General features: G+C 66.9%; 16 protein-coding genes. 10 read left to right on the forward strand and 6 right to left on the reverse strand.

Annotated elements, in window-relative coordinates; genetic code table 11:
• Window positions 1-57: 57 nt before the first annotated feature.
• A complete protein-coding gene (locus Q0716_RS01560; protein WP_299018923.1) occupies window positions 58-363 on the reverse strand; it encodes a c-type cytochrome in 306 nt (101 codons plus the stop codon).
• A 161-nt stretch (window positions 364-524) separates the two neighbouring features.
• Here Q0716_RS01560 and Q0716_RS01565 point away from each other — a divergent pair, with 161 nt between their 5' ends.
• Together Q0716_RS01565 and ilvD are read left to right on the forward strand one after the other, a co-directional pair.
• A complete protein-coding gene (locus tag Q0716_RS01565; RefSeq protein WP_299018925.1) occupies window positions 525-764 on the forward strand; it encodes a TIGR04438 family Trp-rich protein in 240 nt (79 codons plus the stop codon).
• 95 nt (window positions 765-859) lie between these two features.
• Window positions 860-2770, forward strand: a complete 1911-nt coding sequence (ilvD, locus tag Q0716_RS01570) for a dihydroxy-acid dehydratase (RefSeq protein WP_299018927.1) — start codon at window positions 860-862, stop codon at window positions 2768-2770.
• Between the two features lie 16 nt (window positions 2771-2786).
• Here ilvD and Q0716_RS01575 read toward each other — a convergent pair whose 3' ends face one another.
• Complete coding sequence (locus Q0716_RS01575) at window positions 2787-3053, reverse strand: hypothetical protein (RefSeq protein WP_299018929.1); 267 nt, start codon at window positions 3051-3053, stop codon at window positions 2787-2789.
• Window positions 3054-3160: 107 nt separating this feature from the next.
• Between Q0716_RS01575 and lgt the strand changes: the two genes are divergently transcribed.
• Entirely contained in the window at window positions 3161-3955 is a 795-nt protein-coding gene (gene lgt / locus Q0716_RS01580; RefSeq protein WP_299018931.1) for a prolipoprotein diacylglyceryl transferase, read from the forward strand.
• A gap of 2 nt (window positions 3956-3957) precedes the next feature.
• Entirely contained in the window at window positions 3958-5502 is a 1545-nt protein-coding gene (locus tag Q0716_RS01585; RefSeq protein WP_299018933.1) for a malonyl-CoA synthase, read from the forward strand.
• Window positions 5503-5518: 16 nt separating this feature from the next.
• Here the strand turns inward: Q0716_RS01585 and Q0716_RS01590 are convergent, their stop codons facing one another.
• From Q0716_RS01590 to modA, 4 genes are all read right to left on the reverse strand, one after another.
• On the reverse strand, window positions 5519-5962 hold the full coding sequence (locus Q0716_RS01590; RefSeq protein ID WP_299018935.1) for a universal stress protein: 444 nt from the start codon (window positions 5960-5962) through the stop codon (window positions 5519-5521).
• Between the two features lie 104 nt (window positions 5963-6066).
• Window positions 6067-7263: an ABC transporter ATP-binding protein gene (locus tag Q0716_RS01595; protein WP_299018937.1), complete on the reverse strand. Its 1197-nt coding sequence runs from the start codon at window positions 7261-7263 to the stop codon at window positions 6067-6069.
• Window positions 7260-7940: a molybdate ABC transporter permease subunit gene (gene modB, locus Q0716_RS01600; RefSeq protein ID WP_299018939.1), complete on the reverse strand. Its 681-nt coding sequence runs from the start codon at window positions 7938-7940 to the stop codon at window positions 7260-7262. Before modB ends, Q0716_RS01595 begins: the two co-directional genes overlap by 4 nt.
• 19 nt (window positions 7941-7959) lie before the next feature.
• Window positions 7960-8799, reverse strand: a complete 840-nt coding sequence (modA, locus tag Q0716_RS01605) for a molybdate ABC transporter substrate-binding protein (protein WP_299018941.1) — start codon at window positions 8797-8799, stop codon at window positions 7960-7962.
• A 77-nt stretch (window positions 8800-8876) separates the two neighbouring features.
• Between modA and Q0716_RS01610 the strand changes: the two genes are divergently transcribed.
• The 6 genes from Q0716_RS01610 to Q0716_RS01635 all read left to right on the forward strand — a co-directional run bounded on the left by Q0716_RS01610 (window position 8877) and on the right by Q0716_RS01635 (window position 14299).
• Window positions 8877-9299: a LysR family transcriptional regulator gene (locus Q0716_RS01610; protein ID WP_299018943.1), complete on the forward strand. Its 423-nt coding sequence runs from the start codon at window positions 8877-8879 to the stop codon at window positions 9297-9299.
• A gap of 158 nt (window positions 9300-9457) precedes the next feature.
• On the forward strand, window positions 9458-11773 hold the full coding sequence (locus Q0716_RS01615; RefSeq protein ID WP_299018946.1) for a cation-translocating P-type ATPase: 2316 nt from the start codon (window positions 9458-9460) through the stop codon (window positions 11771-11773).
• Window positions 11774-11787: 14 nt separating this feature from the next.
• Window positions 11788-11925, forward strand: a complete 138-nt coding sequence (gene ccoS / locus Q0716_RS01620; protein WP_299018948.1) for a cbb3-type cytochrome oxidase assembly protein CcoS — start codon at window positions 11788-11790, stop codon at window positions 11923-11925.
• A 72-nt stretch (window positions 11926-11997) separates the two neighbouring features.
• Complete coding sequence (ccoN, locus tag Q0716_RS01625) at window positions 11998-13434, forward strand: cytochrome-c oxidase, cbb3-type subunit I (RefSeq protein ID WP_299018950.1); 1437 nt, start codon at window positions 11998-12000, stop codon at window positions 13432-13434.
• Between the two features lie 19 nt (window positions 13435-13453).
• Window positions 13454-14149 carry a cytochrome-c oxidase, cbb3-type subunit II gene (gene ccoO / locus Q0716_RS01630; protein WP_299018952.1) on the forward strand — a complete coding sequence of 232 codons (696 nt, stop codon included), beginning with the start codon at window positions 13454-13456 and terminating at the stop codon, window positions 14147-14149.
• Window positions 14150-14161: 12 nt separating this feature from the next.
• A complete protein-coding gene (locus Q0716_RS01635) occupies window positions 14162-14299 on the forward strand; it encodes a cbb3-type cytochrome c oxidase subunit 3 (protein WP_299018954.1) in 138 nt (45 codons plus the stop codon).
• Window positions 14300-14374: the final 75 nt, after the last annotated feature.

A 14374-nucleotide genomic window follows, 5' to 3' on the forward strand; every position in this document is an offset into this window, starting at 1 on the left:
CGGCAAGCCTTTCATCAGGTGCGCGTGGCCGCCCCGGCGGCGACGCGCACACTGCCGTCACTTCAGGCCCAACACCCAGGTGGCCAGCTTTTTGGCCTCGGCGTCGCTGACCTGAGGGTTGGCCGGCATGGGGATCGCGCCCCACACGCCCGCGCCGCCCTTCTGGATCTTGGTGGCCAGCATGTCGGCGGCCTTGGCGTCGCCGGCGTACTTTTTGGCGATGTCTTTGTATGCCGGGCCCACAAGCTTTTTGTCCACCGCGTGGCAGGCCATGCAGTTTTTGGCCTTGGCCAGGGCCTCGTCGGCCAGGGCGGGGCCAGAGATGGCAGCGGTTGCCGCCAGAATGAGCAGAGCGTGTTTCATGGTTTCAGTCCTCACTGTGGATTGAGGGAATCGGCGTTTCGGTATTTCCATTCTAATGAGGCGGTCCTCGGGCACAATGTTTGGTCACAGTTTGTTGCAAACGATACGACCCGGTACGCGGAGCCTAGGCCGCACCCGGTGGGTTTTCGAAGGGACGCACGATGGCCTTGTTGCTGGTCGGGGTGGTGTTGCTGGCCCTGAAGTGGGCCGAGGTCGGGCCGGTGGCGCAGTGGGGCTGGGGCTGGGTGCTGGCCCCCTTTGGTCTGGCGGCCGTTTGGTGGTGGTGGGCCGACTGGTCCGGCTATACGCAGCGCAAGGCCGTGGAAAAGGAAGAGGCGCGCAAAGCGGCGCGGCTGGCCAAGGCGCGCGACCGGCTCAAGCCCCCCGTGTCGCGCCGTTGAGGACGGCTGCTGGCACAATGCGGCCCAAGCGGCTGTGCCATCGGACGATGGAGCGCCGCGTTATCTTGGCTTGACTGCAAAACCCGAGCGTGACCATGCCCACCTACCGTTCCCGCACCACCACCGCCGGCCGCAACATGGCTGGCGCCCGCGCGCTGTGGCGCGCCACCGGCATGAAGGATGGCGACTTCGACAAACCCATCATCGCCGTGGCCAATTCGTTCACCCAGTTCGTGCCGGGGCACGTGCACCTGAAGGACTTGGGCCAACTCGTGGCTCGCGAGATCGAGGCGGCCGGCGGGGTCGCCAAGGAGTTCAACACGATTGCGGTCGACGACGGTATCGCCATGGGCCACGATGGCATGCTGTACTCGCTGCCCAGCCGTGAGCTCATCGCCGACAGCGTCGAGTACATGGTCAATGCGCACTGCGCGGACGCGCTGGTGTGCATCTCCAACTGCGACAAGATCACGCCCGGCATGCTGATGGCGGCGCTGCGCCTGAACATTCCGGTGGTGTTCGTCTCGGGCGGGCCGATGGAGGCTGGCAAGGTGCGCCTGGCCGTGCCGGGTGAGCAGACGGTGCAGATCAAAAAGCTCGATTTGGTCGATGCCATGGTCATGGCCGCCAACCCCGACGTGGACGATGCCACGGTGGCCGAGGTGGAGCGCTCGGCGTGTCCGACCTGTGGCTCGTGTTCCGGCATGTTCACCGCTAACTCGATGAACTGCCTGACCGAGGCGCTGGGCCTGTCGCTGCCCGGCAATGGCACGGTGCTGGCCACCCATGCCGACCGCGAGCAGCTGTTCCGGCGCGCCGGGCGCCTGATCGTCGAGCTGGCACGGCGCTACTACGAGCAGAATGACGAGCGCGTGCTGCCGCGCAGCATCGCCACTTTGCGTGCCTTCGAAAACGCGATGACGCTCGACATCGCCATGGGCGGCTCGACCAATACCGTGCTGCACCTGCTGGCCGCGGCGCAGGAGGCACAGGTGCCCTTCACCATGGCCGACATCGACCGCCTGTCGCGCCGCGTGCCCACCCTGTGCAAAGTGGCGCCCAACACCAACAAGTACCACATCGAAGATGTGCACCGCGCCGGTGGCATCATGGGCATACTGGGCGAGCTCGACCGCGCTGGCTTGCTGCACACCGACGTTCCCACGGTACACAGCGCCACGCTCAAAGACGCCCTCGACGCCTGGGACGTGATGCGTCAGCCCAGTGAGGCGGTGCAAACCTTCTACCGCGCGGGACCCGCCGGCATTCCGACCCAGACGCCGTTCAGCCAGGACACGCGTTGGCCGTCGCTGGACTTGGACCGCCGCTCGGGCTGCATTCGCAGCGTCGAGCACGCCTATTCCCGCGATGGCGGGCTGGCCGTGCTCTATGGCAACCTGGCGGTCGATGGCTGTATCGTCAAGACGGCGGGCATCGACGAGAGCATGTTCGAGGTCGAGCAGCTGCGCTACACGACCAGCGTACCGACCTCGGTGCTGCGCGTCTTCGAGGGGCCGGCGCGCGTGTTCGAGAGCCAGGATGCGGCGGTCGAAGCGATCTTGGGCGACCAGATCCGCCCGGGGGACGTGGTCGTGATTCGCTACGAGGGGCCGCGCGGCGGGCCGGGCATGCAAGAGATGCTCTACCCGACGTCCTACCTCAAGTCCAAGGGCTTGGGCAAGGTGTGCGCCTTGCTGACCGACGGGCGCTTCTCGGGCGGCACCTCGGGGCTGTCGATTGGGCATGTCTCGCCCGAGGCGGCGGCGGGCGGCACCATCGGCTTGGTGCGCGACGGCGACCGCATTCGCATCGACGTCACCGGGCGCTCGATCGAGCTGCTGGTCAGCGACGAAGAGCTGGCCCGCCGGCGTGCCGAGCAGGACGCCAAGGGCTGGAAGCCCGCGCAGCCGCGCGCCCGCAAGGTGTCGGCCGCACTCAAGGCCTACGCGATGCTGGCCATGTCGGCCGACAAGGGAGCGGTGCGTGACCTCAGCCGGCTGGACTGAGCGGCCGCTGCCGCCGTCATCCGGCGTCGGTGTGGTTCTGGCGCCGACGCGCCTGGTGGGTGCGCTGCAGCGCCTGCACCAGCACGTACACTTGCAGCATGTCCAAATGGGGGTAGTGCTCGCGCAGGGTCAGGATGGCCTGATGCACCATGGGAACCCCCCGAATGCCGCGCTGCGGATCGAGGAAGGGCAGACAACGTTCGTAAGCATCCTCGAAGATGTCGCGCAACGCCGTGTCCCGGCGGCGTTCGCGTGGCGCCTTGTCCGCAATCGTGGTGGGCATGGTGACTCCCGTCAGGTTGGTTGTGGGTCGTTGTGGTTCGGGTCTGCGCGTCATGGTAGCGCGGAACCGCCCCGGTGCCCAAACCCGTTCGCGACAGGAGGCCGGGGATGTTGATGCATCCGGGCTGGGACCCCGTGGCGGTGCGCATTGGCCCGCTGGCCGTGCACTGGTACGGGTTGATGTACCTGGTCGGTTTTGCGCTGTTCGTCTGGTTGGGGCGGCGGCGCCTGCGGCACGAACCCTACCGCAGCCTGGGCTGGCAGCCGCGTGACGTGGAGGACATGCTGTTTTGGGGCGTGCTCGGGGTGATCCTGGGCGGGCGGCTGGGCTACGTGCTGTTCTACAAGCCGCTCGACTATTTGGCCGATCCGCTGCAGATTTTTGCCGTCTGGCAGGGGGGGATGAGCTTTCACGGTGGGCTGCTCGGGGTGCTGATCGCGCTGGCCCTGTGGGCGCGTCGGCACGGGCGGCCGTGGCTGCAAGTCATGGACTTTATCGCGCCGTGCGTGCCGACGGGGCTGGCGGCCGGGCGCATCGGCAACTTCATCAACGGTGAGCTTTGGGGTCGGGTGGCCAGTCCGGACCTGCCGTGGGCGATGGTGTTCCCGGGCGCTGGCCCCTTGCCGCGACACCCCTCGCAGCTGTATCAGGCGGTGCTGGAAGGGGTGTTGTTGTTCGTGCTGCTGTGGCTCTACGCGCGCCAGCCGCGCCGCCTGGGCGAGGTCTCGGCGGCCTTTCTGACGGGCTATGGGCTGCTGCGATTCGCGGCGGAGTATTTTCGTGAACCCGACGCCCACCTGGGCCTGCTGTCGCTGGGCTTGAGCATGGGGCAGTGGCTGAGCCTGCCGATGGTGCTGGCGGGCGTGGTTCTGTGGTTCTGGGCGCGCCGGGCTGCTCGATGACCATGACCATGACCAATCTGTACGACGCCCTGCGTGCGGCCTTTCCGGCGGACGGGGATGCCTGGGCCATCGAGACCGGCGATGGCCTGGTCTACACCTGGCGCGACCTCGACCGGGGCAGCGCCATGATTGCCAACCTGTTGGCCAGCCTCGATTTGCCGCCCGCGTCTCGTGTGGTGGCGCAGGTCGACAAGTCGGTCGAGGCGCTCATGCTGTACTTGGCGACGCTGCGCGCCGGTCACGTCTACGTGCCGCTCAACACCGCTTACCAGCCGGCAGAAGTCGAATCCTTCATCGCCGATGCCGAACCGGCAGTCGTGGTGTGCGTGCCCGAGCGCTTCGGGTGGGTCAGCAAGCTCGCCTTCCGGGCCGGTGCGCGCGCGGTGTTCACGCTGGGTGCCGATCGCAGTGGCACGCTGCTGGAGCGCGCGGCGCACCAGTCGGACGAACAGGGTCCGGTGGCGGTGGGCGCGCAGGCGCTGGCCTCCATCATCTACACCAGCGGCACCACGGGGCGCAGCAAGGGCGCCATGCTCACGCACGGCAACCTGTTGGCCAATGCTCAGGTGTTGCACGACTATTGGGGCTGGCGTGCGGGTGACGTGCTCATCCACGTGCTGCCCACGTTTCACGTGCATGGGCTGTTCGTGGCGGTGCATGGCGCGCTGCTCAACGGCAGCCCCATGCTGTGGGCGGCCCGGTTCGATGCGCGCACCGTGCTGGGCTGGTTGCCGCGCGCCACGGTCTTCATGGGCGTGCCCACGCTCTACACCCGCTTGTTGGCCGAGCCAGACCTCACGCCCGAGCGCTGCGCGTCCATGCGGCTGTTCATCTCCGGCTCGGCCCCGCTGCTGACCGAGACCTTCCACGCCTGGCAGGCGCGCACCGGCCACACTATCCTGGAGCGATACGGCATGAGCGAGACCCTCATGCTGACTTCCAACCCGTATGGGCCGGATCCGCGCTATGGCGGGCAGGCCGAACGCCGCGCCGGCACGGTGGGTTTTCCGCTGCCCGGGGTGGCGTTGCGCATCGCGGGCGACGACGACCGCCCGTTGCCGGTGGGTGACGTGGGCGGCGTGCAGGTGCGCGGCCCCAGCGTCTTTCAGGGCTACTGGCGCCTGCCCGACAAGACGCGTGCCGAGTTCACCGCCGATGGCTGGTTTCGCACGGGCGACGTTGGCTTCGTCGACGCGCGCGGGTATCTGACGCTGGTTGGGCGCAGCAAGGATTTGATCATCAGCGGCGGCTACAACGTCTACCCGGCCGAGGTCGAGGGCGCCATCAACGAGCTGCCCGGCGTGGCCGAGAGCGCGGTGATCGGCGTGCCGCACCCCGATTTCGGCGAAGTCGGGGTCGCGTTGGTGATTCCCCGCCCCGGCGCCCAGCCCGACCCGGAGGCGATCCTGGCGGCGCTGCGCACGCGGCTGGCCAACTATAAAATCCCCAAGCGCTGCGTGATCGTGGACGAGCTGCCGCGCAACGCGATGGGCAAGGTGCAAAAGAACCTGCTGCGCGAGCGTTGGCGCGACACCTTCACTGCTTGAAGCGCCCCGCGTGCCGTCAGCGCAGCACCAACACGGGCGTGTGGGAGTGCGTCAACACCTGTTGCGTCTCGCTGCCCAGCAGCAGGCGCTTGAGCCCCCGGCGCCCGTGCGAGGCCATCACGATCAGGTCGCATTTGTGGCGCTTGGCCGCAGCGATGATGGCTTCGGCGACCAGGTCCGACTTGACCGTGAGGGGCTTGACCTTGACCTGCCGCGGCTGGGCCCGGGTCTTGACCGCCTGCACCGTCGCGCGCGCTTCGTCTTCCCATTGCTTTTCGATCTGGCGCACCTCGGCCGTGCCCAGCGCCACCCCCCCTTCGAAGTAGGTCTGTGGGTAGCGCGGCACCACGCGCAGCGCCACCAGCTCGGCACCGGTCAGGTCGGCCAGGGCGATGGCGTGATCGACGGCACGGTCCGACAGCTCCGAGCCATCGGTGGCTACCAGAATGCGTTGGTACATGGGTGACTCCTCATCCGTTTTTTGAGACAGCGCCAGCGTAACCGCGCCGCCCGTCACCGATTTGACCCACGTCAAGCGCCGCGCAGAGCGCGCGTGTCCGCGTCTCAGGGGCGCCGCGTGGGCATGACGTGCACCCAATCGGGATCCAGCCGCACGCACAACCGCTGGCCCTGCTTCAGCCCCGTGCGTTGCGCCCCGGCCAGCGTCAGGCGCAGCCGCGTGCCCGGCACCTCGGTCAGCGTCAGGGTCGCCAGCGACAAGTCGCCCAGGTAGCGCAGCTCGGCGACCTGGGCACACAGCACGCTGGGGTTGCCAGGGGCGACCGGCGCATCGAGCAGGTGCAGCCCGTCGGCCTGGATGATCCAACTGACCCGCTGACCCGCGGGGATCCGGCCCTTGTCAGGCACGCGCAGGCGCCGTACGGGGGCGTCGGCGTCGCTGTCGTCGGGCAGCCAGCCCAGCCAGCCCATGCCAGGTTGGTCCTCGCACGGGCCCAGCCACACGCCCTGAAAGCGGTTTTGTACCCCCAGCAGGTCGGCCACGCGGGCGTTGCGCGGGCTGCGGTACAGGCGCGCCGGGCTGCCTTGTTGCAGCACCTCGCCGCCATCCATGACGGCCAGCGTGTCGGCCAGGTGGCGGGCCTCCTGCAAATCGTGGGTGACCAGCACGATGGGGATGTGCAGGTCGGCGCGCACGTCGGCCAGCGTGCGGTAGAGCTCCTGGCGCAGCAACTGGTCCACGGCGGAAAACGGCTCGTCGAGCAGCAGCAGCCGCGGCGCGCGCGCCAGCGCGCGCGCCAGCGCGACGCGTTGCTGTTGCCCCCCGGACAGGGCTGCGGGGCGGCGCGCCTGCTGCTCGCGCGTCAGCTGTACCCGGTCCAGCCACTGCCGTGCCTGCGCCAGGCGCTGCGCCCGCGGCAGATGCAACAGCGCCAGCGCCACGTTGTCCAGTGCGCTCAGGTGCGGCATGAGGGCATAGTGCTGAAACATCAAGCCGACGCGGCGCTGCTGCGGCGGCAGGTGGATGCCAGCCTGCGTGTCGCACCACACCTGGCCATCCACGGCCACGTGGCCCTCGCTAGGGCGCAGCAACCCGGCCAGGATGCGCAGCAGCGACGTCTTGCCCGCACCCGAGCGCCCCACCAGGGCCAGCAGCTCGCCGGGCGGGCAGTGCAGCCGGGCGTGCACGCGCATCGGTCGATCTTGCTGTACCTCGACCCACAGGCCTTGCGTTGCTGCCGCCTGCGAGGCAGCAAGGGCATACGCTCCGTGCGCATCGTGAGACACGGACGCTGCGCTCATGACTGGCGCTCCCCGCGGGCGCGCGTCAAGCGCGCAGTGGCCACGAAAGAGGCCGCCACGGCCACCAAGGAGAGCAAAAAGAGCAGTCCCGCCATGCGATTGGCATTCTCCAGGTCGAACGCCTGCACGCGGTCGTAGATCGCAATCGCGATGGTCTTGGTCTCGCCCGGGATGTTGCCGCCCATCATCAACACCACGCCAAACTCACCCAGGGTGTGCACGAACGTCAAGATGCACGCCGAAAGGATACCCGGCCACGCCAGCGGAAGTTCCACCCGCCACAGTGTCGACCACGTCCCCAAACCGCTGACGTGCGCGGCCTCGATCAGCCGCGGATCGATCGACTCGAAGGCGCGCTGTATCGGCTGCACGATGAACGGAATATTGAAAACGATCGAGGCGATGAGCAGCCCTAGAAAATTGAACGTCAGCGCGACACCCCATGTCTCCTGCGCCCAGCGCCCGATAGGCGACGCGCCGCCCAACCCCACCAAGAGGTAGTAGCCCAGCACCGTGGGTGGCAAAACCAGGGGCAGCACCACGGCCGCTTCGATCAGTACCTTGCCCGCAAACTGGCGATACGCCAACCAACGACCCAGCCATAGTCCCACGGGCAGCAGCACGAGCAGAGTAGCCGTCGCCAACTCCAGCGATAGGGTCAACGCCTGCCAATCCATCCTGCCTCCGAACTGGCGTTCAGCGGGGCATTTCGAAACCGTATCGCTTCATGATTGCCTGTGCGGCGGGCGACGCGATGAAATCGTAGAACGCATCCGCTTGCGGCGGCGCCCCGGTGATGACCGCCATGCGTTGCGCCAGCGGCTGATGCCACTGGGCTGGGATCAGGTCGAAAGACCCGGTGCGCGCCACCTGGGGCGCCAACGCCAGCGACAGTGCGATGATGCCGCCCTGAGTGCTGCCAGAAGTGGCAAACTGCGCCGTCTGCGAGATGTTTTCACCCAGCACGAGAAACGGCTGGATCTCAGACCACAGTCCGGCGTGCTGCAGCGCTTCGCGCGCCCGCATTCCGTAGGGCGCATGCTCCGGGTTGGCAATGGCAAATTTTTTGAGCCGGCCATCACGCAGGGCAGCGCCCAAATCCTTGAGGCTGCCATCGGCTTTGAGCGGCGAGCCGTGTGGAACCATGATCCCGATGCGCCCGTAGGCGTAGAGCCGACCGCGGTCGCGCGTTTTGCCCGCATCGGCCAGCTTGAAGACGAACCCCTCATCGGCCGACATGAATACATGAAACGGCGCGCCTTGCAGAATCTGTGAGTAAAAATTGCCCGAAGACCCCAGCACCAACCGCACTTTGTACCCCGTCTGGCGCTCAAAGATCACACCCACCTCCTCGAGCGCGAACTTCAAATCCGACGCCGCGGCCACCGTCAAAGCGGTGGGCGATTGGGCGCGTGCCGCGACGGGAGAGGCTATGGCCAGCGTGGCGGCGGCCCATTGCACGAAGGCGCGGCGGTGGAGGGAAACCGTGGCACCCGAGCATCGGACGACAGACGCGTCGGCGCGAGCGTGGTTCATCCAATATCTCCTGTAGGCGATATCTACAGCTAAGTATAACCATAAAATCGGACGTGCATATGGGGGGCTGCACTGCCATGACATCTCAACTCCTTGCAGCGGCGGACGGTTCGGACCGCCCGCGCTTTCGCATTCAGGTCAAACACGCGATCGCCATCGGACCTGGCAAGGCGCAGCTGCTCGCGCTGATCGACGAGTGCGGCTCGATCGCCCAAGCCGCACGTCGGTTGGACATGAGTTATCAGCGCGCCTGGACGTTGGTCCATGCCATGAACCAGCATTTCGTTGGCCCTTTGGTCGCCAAGCACCGGGGGGGAGGGCAAGCGCGCGGTGCCCAACTGACCCCGCTGGGGAGGGAAGTGCTGCAGCTGTACCGCCAGATCGAGTCCGAAGCGGCGCGGGCGATCACCCCCTATCTGTCCCGCTTGGAGGGCTTGATCCGTACCGACGTGGTACCGCAGACGCGCCAAGCGACGCGAATCGAACGCGGTGGGGGTTAACCCCGATTCGTCATTTGACACTAATCAAACCAAGGTTGATGTCATTTCCGTAAGCTCCGCGCATGTCTGGAGTTGCGCCTTCCGCGGATCATGTACCTGCATCCGTTGTGCAGGCGGACGGGACGTCGCATTTACTCGGTGAGCACCGAGGGCCGCTCGTGGTGGCCGACGATTTTGCGGTGCTCGACGACCCCCTGGAGCAACAGGCATTCACCCAGGCAAGCGAGGCCGACGACGGTTTCGTCAACGAGTCGGTCCTGATGGTGCAAGGCATGTACTGCGCGGCGTGCGCCGATACGGTGGAGTCTGCCCTGGCGCGCTGCCCCGGTGTGCTCGAGGCGCAAGTCCATGCTGCCACTCGGCGCCTGACGCTGCGCTGGGATCCGGCGCGTACCCGTTTGTCCGAGCTGGCGCAGGCCGTCGGCCGCACCGGCTACCGGCTGCTGCCGATGCAGCAGGCGCTGGGCGTGAGCGAGCGGGTGAAGGAAACCCGCCAGGCCCTGTGGCGGCTCTTCGTCGCCGGTTTTTGCATGATGCAGGTGATGATGTACACCTGGCCGGAGTACGTCACCGCGCCGGGGGAAATTCCCGCCGACATCGTGCAACTGTTGCGCTGGGCGTCGTGGGTGCTCAGTTTGCCCGTGATGCTGTTTGCCAGCGGGCCGTTTTTTGCCAGCGCGTGGCGCGATCTCCGGCAGGGGCGCATCGGCATGGACACGCCGGTGTCGATCGGCATTTTGGTCACGTTCGTCGCCAGCAGCTTGGCCACGTTCGACCCGACCGGGCCTTGGGGGCAGGACATCTGGTTCGATTCGCTCACCATGTTCGTCTTCTTTCTGCTCGGCGGACGCTACTTGGAGCTCAAGTTGCGCGACCGCACGGCCGGCGCGCTCGACGCGCTCATGAATCGCCTGCCCGAGCAGTGCGAACGGGAGCGCCCCGACGGCACGGTCGAGCGCGTCTCCCTCAAGCGTTTGCAGGTGGGTGACGTGGTTCGCGTCGAAGCGGGACAAGCGTTTCCGGGTGACGGCACAGTGCTCAGCGACGCTGCCACCGTGGACGAGGCGCTGCTGACTGGCGAGTCGCATCCCATCACGCGCCGCCGGGGTGGCGCGGTCGTTGCCGGTAGCTACAACCTCGGCGGCACCGTGCGCGTGCGCATCGACCGCCTGGGCCGCGACACGCGGTTTGCGCAAATCGTCTCGCTCATGGAGCAGGCGAGCACCGAAAAACCGCGCCTGGCGCGGCTGGCGGACCGCATCGCCGCTCCGTTCTTGGGGCTGGTGTTGCTGGCCGCCGCCCTGTCGGCCCTGCTGTGGTGGAGCGTCGATCCGCACCGCGCGGTGGCCACTGCGGTGGCGGTGCTCATCGTCACCTGTCCGTGCGCCTTGTCGCTGGCCACGCCAGCCGCCATGTTGGCCTCGGCAGGGGCGCTGGCGCGGCGCGGCATCTTGACGCGGCGCCTGCAAGCCTTCGAGGCGCTGGCCGCCGTCGATACCGTGGTATTCGACAAGACCGGCACCCTGACGCAAGACCGCGTGGTGGTGCGCGAAGTGCGCGTGCGCGACGGCTGGACGGTCGAGCGTGCCCTGCGCGCGGCCGCGCCTCTGGCCCGCGCTTCGCTGCACCCGGTGTCGCGCGCCCTGGTGGCGCGGTTCGAAGACACCGCCGCCGGCGATGGCCCGGCGCCGCTGCTGGAGGTGGCGGAAACCCCAGGGCGCGGGTTGACCGCCCGCGACACCGAGGGGCACGAGTGGCGCTTGGGGTCGGCCGCGCACTGCGGGTTGGACGAGGCCGCGTTGGTTCAGGCCGGGCGCAGCGTCGCCGACATGCCGTGTGCGTATCTGGCCGATGCGCATGGCTGGGTGGCGACATTCGTGCTGGACGAAGGGGTGCGCCCCGATGCGCGTGCAGCGATCGAGCGGCTGCGCGCACTTGGTTTGCGGGTGCACTTGCTGTCGGGTGACCGGCTCGGGGCGGCGCTGCGCGTAGCTCGTCCGCTGGGGATCGACACCGTGGTCGCCGAGGCCAGCCCCGAGCGCAAGCTCGAACAAGTCGCCCGCTGGCAGGCGGGGGGGCACCGAGTGGCGATGGTGGGCGACGGACTCAACGACGGGCCGGTGCTCGCCCGCGCCGACGTGTCGTTTGCGCTGGGGCATGGCGCGCCGTTGACGCAGACCCGGGCCGATTTCGTGGTGCAAAGTGGTCGGCTCAGCGACGTCGTGTTCGTGGTCGAGCAGGCGCGCGCGACGATGCGCATCGTGCGCCAAAATCTGGCCTGGGCCGCCGGCTACAACGCCATCAGCGTGCCGTTGGCCTTGGTGGGCTGGATGCCTCCTTGGGCGGCAGGCCTGGGGATGGCGGCCAGTTCCTTGCTCGTCATCGGCAATGCCATGCGGCTGTCGCGCATGGTGGCCAAGGCACTCTCCAACGGCCTCCCCGCCGTTGCCGCTCCCACCCCCACCCCTGTCTGACGACGCCCCCCACCATGGAAATCTTGTACCTGCTCATTCCCCTGTCGGTCGTGCTCGTGCTGCTCATCATCGGCGTGTTCTGGTGGGCGCTGCAGTCTGGCCAGTTCGACAACATCGAGCGCGAGGGCGAGCGCATCCTGCGCCAGGATTGACTTAAGTCAAGGGCGCGCAAGGCCTCGTCCCGGATACTGCGCGCGAAAGATTTTCTCAACAGGAGTGTTCCTATGTCTGCAACCACTGCGGGATCCCACGGAGGGGTCTACAACGACAAGGTCGTGCGGCAGTTCGCCATCATGACCGTGGTCTGGGGCATCGTCGGCTTTCTGGTCGGCGTCATCATTGCCGCCCAGCTGGCGTGGCCCGAGCTCAACTTCGGCATCGAGTACCTGACGTACAGCCGCTTGCGACCGCTGCACACCAACGCGGTGATCTTCGCCTTTGGCGGCAGTGCCCTGTTCGCCACCGCGTACTATGTGGTGCAGCGCACTTGCCAGACCACTCTGTTCGCGCCGGCGTTGGCCTCGTTCACGTTCTGGGGCTGGCAGGCGGTCATCGTGCTGGCCGCGATCACTCTGCCCCTGGGCATCACCAGCGGCAAGGAGTACGCGGAACTCGAATGGCCTATTGACCTGCTGATCGCAGCCGTTTGGGTGGCCTTCGCGGTGGTCTTCTTCGGCACCATCGGCACCCGTAAGGTGCGCCACATCTACGTGGCCAACTGGTTCTATGGCGCCTTCATCATCGCCGTGGCCATGCTGCACATCGTCAACAGCGCGGCCATCCCGGTGAGCTTCTGGAAGTCCTATTCCGCCTACGCCGGGGTGCAAGACGCCATGGTGCAGTGGTGGTACGGCCACAACGCCGTGGGCTTTTTCCTCACGGCCGGCTTCCTGGGCATGATGTACTACTTCATCCCCAAGCAGGCCGAGCGCCCCGTCTACAGCTACCGGCTGTCGATCGTGCACTTCTGGGCGTTGATCTTCACCTACATGTGGGCGGGTCCGCACCACCTGCACTACACCGCGCTGCCCGACTGGGCGCAGTCGCTGGGCATGGTGTTCTCGCTCATCCTGCTCGCGCCGTCCTGGGGCGGCATGATCAACGGCATCATGACGCTGTCCGGCGCGTGGCACAAGCTGCGTGATGACCCGATCCTGCGCTTCCTGATCGTGTCGCTGTCGTTCTACGGCATGTCCACGTTCGAAGGACCGATGATGTCGATCAAGACCGTCAACGCCCTGAGCCACTACACCGACTGGACCATCGGCCACGTGCACTCCGGTGCCCTGGGCTGGGTGGGCTTGGTGACCATGGGCTCGATGTACTACCTGATTCCGCGCCTGTTTGGGCAAAAGCAGATGTACAGCGTCAAGGCCATCGAGCTGCACTTCTGGGTCGCCACCATCGGCATCGTGCTCTACATCGCCGCCATGTGGATCGCCGGCGTCATGCAGGGCCTGATGTGGCGTGCCGTCAACCCCGATGGGTCGCTGACCTACACCTTCGTCGAGTCCGTCAAGGCCAGCTATCCGTTCTATGTGATCCGCTTGCTGGGTGGCGTGCTGTACCTGGCTGGCATGTTCGTGATGGCGTGGAACGTCTGGAAGACCGCCACGCAGGGCAAGATCGAGCCCGTGGCCATCCCCGCCCCGGCTCACTGATGGAGGAAAGGGAAACACCATGGCTGCACAAGACCACAAGCCCAGCGGTCACGAGCGCATCGAGACCAACAATTTCCTCATGATCGTCCTCATCACGCTGGTGGTATCGGTCGGGGGGTTGGTAGAGATCGTCCCGCTGTTTTTCCAGCACTCGACCACCAAGCCGATCGAGGGCGTCAAGCCCTACCCGGCGCTGCAACTGGCCGGGCGCGACATCTACGTGCGCGAGGGTTGCTATGTCTGCCATTCGCAGATGGTGCGTCCGTTCCATGCCGAGACGCTGCGCTATGGCCCGTACTCGGTCGCGGGTGAGTTCGTCTACGACCACCCGTTCCAGTGGGGCTCCAAGCGTACGGGTCCGGATCTGGCGCGCGTGGGCGGCCGCTACTCGGACGAGTGGCACCGGGTGCACCTGATCAACCCGCGCGACTTGGTGCCCGAGTCCAACATGCCCGCCTACCCGTGGCTGGAGCGCCGCACGGTGGACGCCGAGTCGCTGCCCGCCAAGATGCAGGCGCTGCGCAAGCTGGGCGTGCCCTACACGGATGAAGAGATCGCCAAGGCGGTCGAGGAGGTGCAGGGTAAGACCGAAATGGAGGCGCTGATTGCGTACCTGCAGGGATTGGGCACCGCGCGCTCGTGGGACAAGCTGGCCAAGCCCCAGGCAGCGCAGGCGGCACAGGCCGATGCGCCCAGCACCGTGACCCAGCAATGACGGAGGCCGACCATGGACGTCAATGACCTGCGCGTCATCGTCACGGTGCTGAGCCTCGTGACTTTCGTCGGCATCTGGGCATGGGCCTGGTCCAAGAAAAACCGGGCCCGGTTCGAGGAAGCGGCACGGCTGCCGTTCCAGGACGAGTGAGCCCTGACAGGAGAGCATCATCATGAGCGATTTCATCAGCGATTTCTGGCATCTCTTCGTGGCCGGGGTCACCCT

Origin of the sequence: uncultured Tepidimonas sp. (assembly GCF_938045175.1) — a bacterium.
Lineage (GTDB): Bacteria > Pseudomonadota > Gammaproteobacteria > Burkholderiales > Burkholderiaceae_C > Tepidimonas.